Origin of the sequence: Yersinia sp. 22-579, assembly GCF_030433455.1 — a bacterium.
GTDB lineage: Bacteria > Pseudomonadota > Gammaproteobacteria > Enterobacterales > Enterobacteriaceae > Yersinia > Yersinia enterocolitica.
Map to the genome: position 1 here is coordinate 1 of NZ_JAUJTZ010000023.1, position 11,817 is coordinate 11,817.

Here is an 11,817-nt window from a genome sequence, read left to right on the forward strand (position 1 = left end):
GCGGGGGCCGGATTTGAACCGACGACCTTCGGGTTATGAGCCCGACGAGCTACCAGGCTGCTCCACCCCGCGTCCGATTGAGCGCACTATACTCTGGATGAGATCTGTTGCAAGTAGTTTTGCCACTTAATTATGGTAAAAATGGTTTTTCGATTAATTTATCAACTATCTGTTTCCTTTTTCCCCACAACAGCGTCAGGGGATTTTTTTCTGCATGCTGATTCCTTTATCTATAGGCGTTTGTTATCGTTCGCCGGTAGATAAAAGTAAGTAAGAGAAGAGAAGGCGTGAAATGACAAGTCGTTGGGGCAAATACCTACTGAGTGGAATAATGATTGCTGTTCTGGCAGGTTGCCAATCTCGGCCAACCGATCGTGGGCAGCAATATAAAGATGGGCGTTTGGAGCATCCACTGGAGTTAGTGAATGAACCACACGCAACAGGTAAGCCAGTCAATGCCAAAGATTTCTCTGATCAGGTGAAAGTGATTAACCAATCTTCACCGGGTCTGTATAGCCGCAACAGTAGTACATTCAATGCGGTGGAAAATTGGATGTTAGCCGGAGCAGATACCAGTAAGTTAAGCCTGTTTGGTTTGAATGCTTATCAGATGGAAGGGGTGGATAATTTCGGTAATGTACAATTTACCGGTTACTACACGCCGGTGCTTCAGGCTCGCTATACCCCACAAGGCGAATTCCGCCATCCACTTTATCGCATGCCTGCTAAAGGAAAGGGGCGTCTACCTGATCGCGCAGCTATATATGCAGGCGCATTGGATAGCAAAAATTTAGTTATCGCCTACACCAATTCGCTGGTAGATAACTTTATGATGGAGGTGCAGGGCAGTGGATATGTTGATTATGGTGATGGGCGACCACTGACTTTCTTCGGTTATGCGGGGAAGAATGGTCATGCTTATCGCAGCATTGGCAAAGTGCTGATTGACCGTGGGGAAGTGGCAAAAGCGGATATGTCGATGCAGGCTATCCGTCATTGGGCTGAAACTCACAGTGAAGCTGAGGTCAGAGAGTTATTAGAGCAGAACCCATCCTTTGTGTTCTTCAAACCGGAAATGTATGCGCCGGTGAAAGGAGCCAGCGCTGTGCCATTGATTGCCAAAGCCTCGGTTGCTTCTGATCGTTCACTGATTCCACCGGGCACAACACTATTGGCCGAAGTTCCTTTATTGGATAATCAGGGTAAATTTACCGGCCAATATCAGATGCGTTTAATGGTGGCGCTGGATGTCGGTGGCGCAATTAAAGGCCAACATTTTGATATTTATCAGGGGATTGGTCACGAAGCAGGGCAAGCTGCTGGCTTCTATAACCATTATGGCCGCGTTTGGGTGTTAAAAAATGCGCAAAGTAATGGGCCGCTGTTTACCGCTTATCAAAGTGGCAAAGCAACAGCTCAATCAGGTGATGGTTCCTCACTATTAGTCAGGAATCAAGGCCAGTAGGTCAGCGGTTGATGTGATTGATTCACCTCTTTCTCAGGCGGCCAATTGGCCGCTTTTGTATTCGTATTATTTTTACAGGCTATAAAGGTAATAAGTTATGAAGGTAACAAGTCTATGAACACAGCCTATTCCGAAGCTTATCAACAGCGATTTGGTGGCATTGCTCGCCTTTATGGGCAGCAAGCGCTGACACTTTTTTCGCAGGCGCATATTTGTGTTATCGGTATCGGTGGCGTGGGTTCATGGGCAGCTGAAGCACTGGCGCGTACAGGTATTGGTGCGATCACCTTGATTGATATGGATGATGTTTGCGTCACAAATACTAATCGTCAGATCCATGCTTTACGCAGCAATGTCGGGCAGGCCAAAACAGAAGTGATGGCTGAGCGTATTTTAGCTATCAATCCTGAATGCCAAGTGACTTGTATTGATGATTTTATTACTGCGGATAATGTTGCCGAGCTTTTAGATAAAAACTTTAGCTATGTTATTGATGCTATTGATAGTGTTCGCCCCAAAGCAGCACTGCTGTCCTATTGCCGTCGGTATAAAATCCCGGTAGTGACCACCGGTGGTGCCGGCGGGCAAATTGATCCGACTCGCATTGAGGTAGTGGATCTGGCGAAAACCATTCAGGATCCGTTAGCGGCAAAGTTACGTGAAAGGCTAAAAAGTGATTTTAACGTAGTGAAAAACAGCAAAGGCAAATTGGGAATCGACTGTGTGTTCTCCAGTGAGCCATTAGTTTACCCGCAAAGTGATGGTTCTGTGTGTGCGTCGCGCAGCACTGCTGAAGGGCCGAAAAAGATGGATTGTACCTCCGGTTTTGGCTCGGCCACGATGGTCACCGCCACGTTTGGCTTTGTTGCGGTGTCCCATGCATTGAAGAAAATGATGGCGAAAGCCGCCCGTCAGGGGCAATAGCCATCATTGAACATATTTAGCCGCAATCGCCCGTACAGCCTGCGCCAGTGCTTGTAAACCGCTGGCGCGCGAGGTACTTAATTGCTGCCGTAACCCCAATTGCTCAAACAGTGCCAAGGGATCTTCTGTCAGTACCTGCTGCGGGGTTTTGCCTTCCACGGCGGTCAGAATAACGGCCAGCAACCCACGAACAATACGGCCCTCGCTATCACCGTAGAAATGTAAACGACCATCCGGTAAGTACTCATGACCCAGCCACACGCGGTTTTCACACCCCGTTAGCTCCAGTTCATTTTGTTTTAATGCTTCGGGCAATGGCGGAAGTTGTTTGGCCAGTAGGATTAACTGGCGGTAGCGATCTTCCCACTGTTTATGAGCACTGAATGTCTCAAGCAGATTGGCAGCAGTGATATCGTGACCAAAGGGGTGTGGGGCAATCATCATTTTTTTCTCTTATTAGCGATTAATCTTGCAATAATTCCAGTGCCTTAGCGATCGCCGTACACAAAGTTTCAACGTCGTTTTCTGTATTATAAGGCGCAAATGAAGCGCGCAGGCTACCGCTTACCCCCAATGCTGCCATTAATGGTTGAGCACAATGTTGTCCAGCGCGTAGCGCGATCCCTTGTTCTGCCAATAACGTCACTAAATCGCTGTGATGAACACCATCAAAAGTGAATGCTAACAAGCTTGATTGCTGGCAACGGAAGCTACGAAAGCCCGGCAATTGAGCCAGTTTATTTTCCGCTAATGTCGCCAGGTTTTGGCTATAAGTTTCGGCTTCGCCCAGGTCGATGTGTTCGAGCCAACTGAGCACGGCCGATAAACCAATCACGCCAGCAATATTAGGAGTTCCAGCTTCAAAGCGATAGGGTACTTCGTGGGGCGTAAAACCGCCGAATGAGGCATGGGTTAGCATTTTGCCGCCACCTTGCCAGGCGGGCATTTCTTTTAGCAGTTCAGATTTGCCATACAGTACGCCAATACCGGTTGGCCCATACAATTTGTGGGCGGAAAAAGCATAAAAATCAATATCAAGCGCTTGAACATCTGCTGGACTATGAACAATGCCTTGCGCGCCATCGACCATAACGATGCAGCCATGTTGATGAGCGAGTTCAATGGCTTCTGCTAATTGTGGGCTACCGCCTGTCACATTAGACATCTGACCTAACGCCAGGATGCGGGTTTTATTGCTAAATAACTGCGGCAATAACGATAGGTTGGGTAGATGATCCATACCGATAGGCAACTTAATGATTCGAGCACCCGTTTGTTTGGCAACCATAAGCCAGGGTATTAAGTTGGCATGATGTTCTGCCTCGCTAACAATAATTTCATCCCCAGCCTGTAGGCGAGGGCGAGCATAACTTTGCGCTACCAGATTAATGGCTTCAGTTGTACCGCGAGTCCAAATGATATTTTCTGCGTCTGGCGCATTGATAAAGTCAGCTACCTGCTGGCGGGTTTCTTCAAAACGAGCGGTCAATGACAATGCCGATTGATGTTGACTACGATGCACCGTTGCGGCGTCTTGCTGATAAAATAACTGGGTCGCTTCAATCATAGCGTGCGGTTTCAGGGCCGTCGCTGCGCTGTCCAGATAGATTATTTCATCGTTAATTGCCGGAAATTCCTGGCGAAAATCCGTTGGATTAAAAGACTTCATTCTGTTGTTCGCATCCTTTGGTTCACTTCGGAACTGTCTCATTTTAGCCACAATTAGCCCACTAATGGCTTTGGTGGCTGGCAATATGTCTCAAGCGGGTTATGCTGAATAGTAACGGACATAACCATTTGTCTGGTAATGGAAACGATTTTTTTAGCATTTTAATCTGCAAGGAGTCACCCATGAAAAAGACAGCTGCCGTAATCTCTGCACTTATGCTCACTTTTACTTTAGCAGCGTGTTCAAGCAACTATGTCATGCACACTAACGATGGTCGCACTATCGTTGCTGATGGTAAACCTAAAGTAGATGATGAAACTGGGATGATAAGCTATACCGATGCCAATGGCACCGAACAGCAAATTAATCGTTCAGAGGTCAAAGAAATGGCTGAGGGCAAGTAGTTAAACTGCGAAGTTGTTCTCAAAAAGAAGCCTGATCCGGTTTGGAAACCCGCGACAACAACTTAAATTTAAGCATAACTATGTGCAATGCAAAGTGGCGCTTACATTTAGTTTTTGAAAAGAAGTAAGCAGGCTCTAAAAATAAGGCCAAAAAAAAGCACCGCGAAAATAGCGGTGCTGCATAAAATCACTATGGACAGACAGGGTAAATGTACAGGAAGTGAAAAAAAACAGTAGCTTAGCTACTATGTCTGGCACACCAGACCATTTGCAAACACAACATCACAACCACAAAGCCAAAAGCAATTCAGTACCTGGATACTAAACCTACTTTTCGTTCCGGCTTGGGAAGTGCCGCCACTATAGGTATTTGCTGGCGCATCATCAACGGACAATTTATAATGTCTCGGATTACAAAAACTAATAAGTAAACAAAGGGTTTCATCTGAAGATGAGCCGTTATAAAAAAGTATCCAATTCATGTCAAAACGATTACCACCACTGAACGCCTTGCGGGTCTTCGATGCGGCCGCACGCCACCTGAGTTTTACTAAAGCGGCTGATGAATTATTTGTCACGCAAGCCGCTGTTAGCCACCAGATAAAGTCACTGGAGGATTTTCTCGGACTAAAACTGTTCCGTCGGCGTAACCGTTCTTTGCTGCTGACCGAAGAAGGGCAGAGTTATTACCTCGACATCAAAGAGATTTTTACCTCTATCAATGAAGCCACTCGTAAATTGCAGGCACGTAGTGCTAAAGGTGCTCTGACCGTCAGTCTTCCCCCCAGTTTTGCTATCCAATGGTTGGTTCCTCGTCTGTCTGGATTTAATGCGGCTTATCCGGGTATTGATGTCAGAATTCAGGCGGTAGACCGAGAAGAGGATAAACTCGCTGATGATGTCGATGTGGCGATATTTTATGGCCGGGGAAATTGGACCGGGTTGCGTACTGAACGCCTGTATGCCGAATTCTTGCTTCCTGTTTGTGCTCCCAGCCTGCTAATGGGCGAGAATGGATTAAAAGTACCGGCAGATCTGGCTAATCACACCCTGTTGCATGATACTTCCCGCCGAGATTGGATGGCGTATACCCGTCAATTGGGTGTGCCACAGATTAATGTGCAGCAAGGTCCGATATTTAGCCACAGTGCGATGGTGGTTCAGGCTGCTGTGCATGGTCAGGGTATTGCGTTGGTGAATAACGTGATGGCGCAATCTGAAATTGAAGCGGGTCGATTGGTGTGCCCGTTTAGTGATGTGCTAGTGAGTAAAAATGCTTTTTATCTGGTTTGTCATGACAGTCAGGCAGAACTGGGTAAAATAGCCGCCTTTCGTCAGTGGATACTGGCAAGAGCGGCTAGCGAGCAGGAAAAGCTACGCTTTCGCTACGAGAACTAATTTTAATTATTAGGCGATATTAATTTAAGGTTTATGACGATGAATGGTCGTTTAATGCTGATATTTGCTGCCTTGAGCGGTTTTTTCTATGTTGCTTTCGGTGCCTTTGGGGCGCATGTATTGAGTGCCTCTTTGGGGGCGAATGAAATGGCTTGGGTTCATACTGGGCTGGAGTATCAGGGATTCCATACACTGGCTATCCTGGCACTCGCTGTTGCCATGCAACGGCAGATAAGTATCTGGTTTTACTGGAGTGGTGCCTTGTTAGCACTCGGAATATTACTATTTAGTGGCAGTTTATACTGCCTGGCTCTATCGCACCTGAAATTGTGGGTATATATCACGCCAGTGGGCGGAGTATGTTTTCTGGCGGGATGGATTTTGATGTTGATTGGCGCGCTGCGTCTAAGAAAAAGGGCAGAACGCCATGAATAATAAAATTGCTTTATATTGCCGCTCAGGTTTTGAGAAAGAGTGTGCGGCGGAAATTACCGCCAAAGCAGCACAGCTCGAAATCTTTGGTTTCGCTCGGGTAAAAGAAAATAGCGGTTATGTGCTGTTTGAATGTTATCAGTTGGAAGATGCGGATCGTTTGATTCGTGAAGTGCCATTCCGCGAATTGATTTTCGCCCGCCAAATGATGGTTGTGGGTGAGCTACTGAAAGATTTACCGCCGGAAGATCGCGTATCGCCAATAGTTGGTATGTTAACCGGTGTTGTCGAGAAAGCCGGTGAACTGCGAGTTGAAGTTGCTGACACCAATGAAAGCAAAGAGTTACTTAAGTTTTGCCGTAAGTTGACGGTGCCGTTGCGTAATGCAATGCGTGAGCAAAAAATTCTGTCTGCCCGTGAGAATCCTCATCGGCCAGTGGTGCATGTATTCTTTATTGCATCGGGTTGTTGTTATGTTGGTTATTCTTATAGCAACAATAACTCCCCGTTCTATATGGGGATCCCGCGCCTTAAGTTCCCATCTGATGCCCCAAGCCGTTCAACTCTTAAACTGGAAGAAGCTTTCCATGTGTTTATCCCCGCAGATGAATGGGAAGAGCGTTTAGCCAGTGGTATGCATGCTGTCGATTTAGGAGCTTGTCCCGGTGGTTGGACTTATCAGTTAGTGCAACGCAGCATGATGGTTCAGGCCATTGATAATGGCTTGATGGCACAAAGTTTGATGGATACCGGGCAGGTTACGCACCATCGCGTAGACGGTTTTAAATATGAGCCAACACGTAGCAATATTTACTGGTTAGTGTGCGATATGGTGGAAAAACCGGCTAAAGTCACCCAACTTATTATTAAATGGCTGGTCAATGGTTGGTGTCGTGAGGCTATTTTTAACCTGAAGTTACCGATGAAAAAGCGTTTTGAAGTTGTTTCAGAAAATCTGGAAATGATTGATGAACAGCTAAAAGAAAATGGTATTAATGCCCATATTCAGGCTAAGCAGCTCTATCATGACCGCGAAGAAGTTACGGTGCATGTGCGGCGTATTTGGTCTGGTGTGCCGGGCCGTCGTGATGAGCGTTTTTAAAATTTGGTGATATATACCCTAAATAATTCGAGTTGCAGGAAGGCGGCAAGGGAGATAACCCCGATGAGCTTACTGTCGTAAGTGATTCGGGTTATTGAGCGTAGCTAACGCACATGCAGCTTGAAGTATGACGGGTATACACGCAAGGGGCCAGATGGCCCCTTCATTTTTTATGCTGATATTATCGATTCAAACGTAGCTGTTGCAAGTTGCCACTTAATGGTAAATCAGTTTTCAGGGCCGCTATTTGTTTGCAAATAAAGGCCATTTCCTGATGCTGTTGCAACTTTTTACGCCATTTCTCTGGCACCGAGTCTAGCTCCTGATAGAGTTCCTCCAGGCAGCTGGCTTGTTGCAATAACAGCGCGGCAGTTTTTGCTCCAATACCGGCGACTCCCGGAATTTTACTACTACTGATCCCAGCGAGCCCCCAGTAGTCAGGTAATTGGTGCGGTAAAACGCCAAACTCCTGCTTGACGAACGGCATATCCAACCAGCGTTTTTGGAAGTAATCGCGAATCTGAACATTTGGCGCCAACAGTTGGCAATAGCCTTTGTCGGTTGAAACAATCGTGACCTGGTGCCCGGCCTCACCAATTTTTATTGCCAACGTCGCTGCAAGGTCATCAGCTTCATTGCCCGGCGAACTCCAGCAATTAACCCCCAATGAGTGAAATGCTTCACGGATCAGCGGCATCTCTTGTTGCAGATTATCTGGCATCGGTGAGCGGCCCGCTTTGTAATCAGGCAGAGATTGATGACGCCAACTATCCGAGCGGTCATCTTCATCAAAAACGGCGACTGCATGGGTTGGCTGGCTATGTGAAATAAGCTGTTGCAGTGCATGCTGGCAAGCATTCACACAAGGTGAACCTTGCACCGCATGAATGCGACGAATCAGGTTAAGGGCATCAACAATAAGAAGGTGGATTTGCATTAACGGTCTTAAAACCTATCCCATAAGGGCTATTTTATTGGCCCTGCTTTGCTATAAAGAGCGCACCTGACGGTGCTCAAATAACCTTCAGGTAGCGCCAGCCGGAAGTCCTTACCAGCGCTATCGCTGAGGGGTATTTATTCTTTAACTACAGATTTCATAGCAAGGTGTATAAGCACTGCCTGGTAATTTCATCCGCTGTTGGATAATAAAACCTTGCAACAGCTGGTCCATATGTTTCATTAGTAGAGGATCACCATGCAACTTGAATGGCCCGTGAGCTTCAATGGCATGGATACCCACTTCTTTAACGTTACCCGCAACAATACCGGAGAAAGCGCGGCGCAATGCAGCAGCCAGCTTCTCTGGGGGTTGGTTGTGGGACAAGTCCAGGTTGGCCATGTTCTCATGAGTCGGTTCAAAGGGGTGCTGCAAGTCCGACTCGATACGCATAGACCAGTTGAAACTATAAGCATCACCGGTATTACGGCGATTTTCTTTCACCAATGGCATCGCTTTTTTCATCTGACGAGCGACTTCATCCGGGTCATCAATAATTATCTGGTAGTATTCACGTGCTTTATCGCCCAGAGTATTCATGATGAATTCATCCACAACTCTGAAGTAATCTGCACTCTCTTTTGGCCCGGTCAGAATCAGGGGTAAAACCTGCTCCTTATTATCCGGATTCATCAGAATACCTAACAAATAGAGCAATTCTTCTGCTGTTCCCACGCCACCAGGGAAAATAATGATGCCATGAGCGATACGAACAAAGGCCTCTAGCCGTTTTTCAATGTCGGGCATGATAATCAGTTCATTGACTAACGGGTTTGGTGGCTCTGCAGCAATGATTGATGGTTCGGTCATACCGATAAAGCGGCCTTGTTTGTAACGTTGTTGGGCATGACCCACTGCGGCACCTTTCATCGGTGCTTCCATGGCTCCCGGCCCACAGCCGGTGCAGATATTCAATTCACGCAAACCTAACTGGTTGCCGACTTTACGGGCATACAAATATTCGGTTTCATTGATTGAATGGCCGCCCCAGCACACAATCATATTCGGATCTTCATCAAGATGCAGGGCACGGGCATTACGCAAAATTGAAAAGACCAAATTGGTCAAATGGTTGGAGCTTTCCATATTCAGATGTTGGAAACGCTCGGCGTTTACGATTTGACCATTAACAAACAGAATGTCACGTAAGACTGCAAACAAGTTTGCCTGCAAAGAGCGAATAATTTTACCATCAACAAAAGCATGCTCTGGTGGATTAACCAGTTCGAGTTTGACACCGCGTTCGCGGCGTAGCACATTGATATCAAAGGTTTCATAGCGAGATAAAAGCTCTTTGCTGTTATCAGTCAGACTACCTGAGTTAAGAACAGCCAATGAGCAATTACGGAATAAACGGTACAGATCACTACTGGCTGTACGTTTGAGCATATCCACTTCGAACTGTGATAACAGATCCATTGAGCCGAGTGGGCTGACATGTGTAATCAAAGTTACTCCTTTACACCCCTAAGGGTGGTAGTGCCTATGTATCAGAGTGCTGCTTTCTGTTTTCCGTGGAATATCAGAGAGACCACTAAGTATCCATTACTGATTTTTATACTGAAAATAGCATAAGGAACCTATAAATAACCTTAACGTCGTCGCTTACTTTTTGCCAATACTAACGTGCTGCTGGTGATAAAGTTGCGCAGGTGTACGCATTTATTGTCGCGCCAGGCGGCCAGTCAATGGCACAAAATCAGTATTGGAACGCCATGGATTGATATCCAGCCCTCCGCGACGGGTATAGCGCGCATAAACTGATAGTGTCTCGGGCTGACAGAAACGCATAATGTCATTGAAAATGCGTTCGACACACTGCTCGTGAAACTCATTATGATGGCGGAAAGAGATCAGATAGCGCAGTAAGGCTTCGCGGTTAATTTGCGGGCCACTGTAGCTTATTTGGACAGAACCCCAATCTGGTTGGTGAGTTATCAGACAGTTAGATTTTAGCAAGTGGCTGACCAGGCTCTCTGTTACGCAGTTTTTACCTGCTGCACCTTGCAGATAATCGGCATTGAATTCATAACTATCGATACAGATATCTTGCTCATCCAGACATTCTCCCGAGAAGTTGGCTATCGGTTGATGTGTCATTTCATCCAGACGGTATAGGGTGACACTCACTTCTCCTTGGGCACAGGCGGATAAATCCTGTTGCAAAGTAGTGCGCACACTTTCCCAGTCAGTAAACGCTGTTTGGTTAAAACTGTTGAGGTAAAGTTTAAAGCTTTTTGACTCAATGAGATTAACGCTCTCAGCATTTAGGCTAATTTCACCTACAGCAACTTGTGGTAAGCCCTTACTGTTTAGCCAGGATAGCTCATATAACGTCCAGATATCAGCGCCATGAAAGGGCAGATTATCGGGATATAAACCGAGAGGTTCGCGGTTCATACTGCGTGGCACGGCCTGCAATAAGGTCACGTCATAGTGATCACAATACGCGGTGGGTTTGCCCAGCGTCAGTTCCGCCAGAGCCTTGTGGTCTTGATATGAAGACATGCTGTTCCCATGATGAGAGAAAGGTACAATAGCGGTAGTTTATCAATTAATGCCGCGTTTAACTGCATTTCTAAGTAGGGTAACGCCTTTACCTTGGTGCAGCGCAAGCCGCCGCGATACAGAGAATAACAATGGACCAGAACGTTTCAACGGCACTTAAGAGCTTTACTCAGCGCTATATTGACTTATGGCAGCAGCAAACCGGGCGGCCACCTGCCAGTGAGGAGCTTTATGGGGTACCTTCTCCCTGTAATATAGAAACTCAGGATAATCAGGTGTTCTGGCTGCCGCAGCCTTTTGTTGGTGAAGCTAATCTTGCCAATGTTGAACGAGCACTGGAGATTCAGCTTCATCCAGATATCCATGAGTTTTATACCCAGCAATATGCCGGGGATATGAAAGCTGATTTAGGTGATCACCGCTTTACCTTGCTTCAGGTTTGGAGCGAAGACGATTTCATTCGTTTACAGGAAAATCTCATTGGCCATTTGGTGACACAGAAAAGACTGAAACTCTCGCCAACACTGTTTTTAGCAACAACGGAATCGGAAATGACCATGGCCTCACTGTGTAATGTTAGTGGCAATGTGGTGTTAGAGGAGTTTGGTAGCGGTAAACGGACATTACTGGCATCGACTCTTGCTCATTTTCTGGATGCATTACGTCCTGTATTTCCTGAATAAAGATAAGATTATTGCCCATCCCAGCACAGCTCGTGTGAGAGATCTCTCACACGAGCTGTGAGACATCACTTCTATTCCTTTTATGTGAAATTATTGTATTAGATTTATCTTCAATAAAATCACTTTGTTACAAACATTCATTTTTTTATATATAAAAGCATCCTCCCCATTCTTCTTACAGTACCTTGCCTCTCTTTGTCGATTAAGCGATCCTTTACTCGCCCGATAGGATCTG

The 11,817-nt window shown here is 46.3% G+C and carries 12 protein-coding genes; 7 read left to right on the forward strand and 5 right to left on the reverse strand.

From position 1 onward, the window contains the following. Window positions 1–292 precede the first annotated feature (292 nt). Window positions 293–1,465, forward strand: coding sequence for a murein transglycosylase A (mltA, locus tag QSV56_RS20570; RefSeq protein ID WP_019078918.1), 1,173 nt, complete (start codon window positions 293–295; stop codon window positions 1,463–1,465). 114 nt (window positions 1,466–1,579) lie between these two features. Then, the gene (gene tcdA / locus QSV56_RS20575; protein WP_019082464.1) at window positions 1,580–2,389 is read left to right on the forward strand and encodes a tRNA cyclic N6-threonylcarbamoyladenosine(37) synthase TcdA; all 810 of its coding nucleotides are present in this window, start codon (window positions 1,580–1,582) and stop codon (window positions 2,387–2,389) included. 3 nt (window positions 2,390–2,392) lie between these two features. On the opposite strand, the gene csdE is transcribed toward tcdA, so the two are convergent. Both csdE and csdA read right to left on the reverse strand, forming a co-directional pair. Then, a complete protein-coding gene (gene csdE / locus QSV56_RS20580) occupies window positions 2,393–2,833 on the reverse strand; it encodes a cysteine desulfurase sulfur acceptor subunit CsdE (protein ID WP_019078916.1) in 441 nt (146 codons plus the stop codon). 19 nt (window positions 2,834–2,852) lie between these two features. Next, entirely contained in the window at window positions 2,853–4,058 is a 1,206-nt protein-coding gene (csdA, locus tag QSV56_RS20585; protein ID WP_019078915.1) for a cysteine desulfurase CsdA, read from the reverse strand. Window positions 4,059–4,240: 182 nt separating this feature from the next. Between csdA and QSV56_RS20590 the strand changes: the two genes are divergently transcribed. From QSV56_RS20590 to rlmM, 4 genes are all read left to right on the forward strand, one after another. Then, window positions 4,241–4,462: a YgdI/YgdR family lipoprotein gene (locus tag QSV56_RS20590; RefSeq protein WP_005166349.1), complete on the forward strand. Its 222-nt coding sequence runs from the start codon at window positions 4,241–4,243 to the stop codon at window positions 4,460–4,462. 480 nt (window positions 4,463–4,942) lie between these two features. Further along, a complete protein-coding gene (locus QSV56_RS20595; RefSeq protein WP_005166353.1) occupies window positions 4,943–5,860 on the forward strand; it encodes a transcriptional regulator GcvA in 918 nt (305 codons plus the stop codon). A 39-nt stretch (window positions 5,861–5,899) separates the two neighbouring features. Continuing rightward, window positions 5,900–6,295, forward strand: a complete 396-nt coding sequence (locus QSV56_RS20600) for a DUF423 domain-containing protein (RefSeq protein ID WP_005173250.1) — start codon at window positions 5,900–5,902, stop codon at window positions 6,293–6,295. Next, on the forward strand, window positions 6,288–7,394 hold the full coding sequence (gene rlmM, locus QSV56_RS20605) for a 23S rRNA (cytidine(2498)-2'-O)-methyltransferase RlmM (RefSeq protein WP_005173248.1): 1,107 nt from the start codon (window positions 6,288–6,290) through the stop codon (window positions 7,392–7,394). Before QSV56_RS20600 ends, rlmM begins: the two co-directional genes overlap by 8 nt. A gap of 181 nt (window positions 7,395–7,575) precedes the next feature. Here the strand turns inward: rlmM and xni are convergent, their stop codons facing one another. From xni to queF, 3 genes are all read right to left on the reverse strand, one after another. Beyond that, on the reverse strand, window positions 7,576–8,331 hold the full coding sequence (xni, locus tag QSV56_RS20610) for a flap endonuclease Xni (RefSeq protein ID WP_046050351.1): 756 nt from the start codon (window positions 8,329–8,331) through the stop codon (window positions 7,576–7,578). A 144-nt stretch (window positions 8,332–8,475) separates the two neighbouring features. Then, window positions 8,476–9,840: a nucleotide 5'-monophosphate nucleosidase PpnN gene (ppnN, locus tag QSV56_RS20615; RefSeq protein WP_019078913.1), complete on the reverse strand. Its 1,365-nt coding sequence runs from the start codon at window positions 9,838–9,840 to the stop codon at window positions 8,476–8,478. A gap of 213 nt (window positions 9,841–10,053) precedes the next feature. After that, window positions 10,054–10,899 (reverse strand): NADPH-dependent 7-cyano-7-deazaguanine reductase QueF, encoded by an 846-nt coding sequence (gene queF / locus QSV56_RS20620; protein WP_019082468.1) that lies wholly within the window; start codon window positions 10,897–10,899, stop codon window positions 10,054–10,056. 131 nt (window positions 10,900–11,030) lie between these two features. Between queF and syd the strand changes: the two genes are divergently transcribed. Continuing rightward, complete coding sequence (syd, locus tag QSV56_RS20625) at window positions 11,031–11,582, forward strand: SecY-interacting protein (RefSeq protein WP_019082469.1); 552 nt, start codon at window positions 11,031–11,033, stop codon at window positions 11,580–11,582. Window positions 11,583–11,817: the final 235 nt, after the last annotated feature.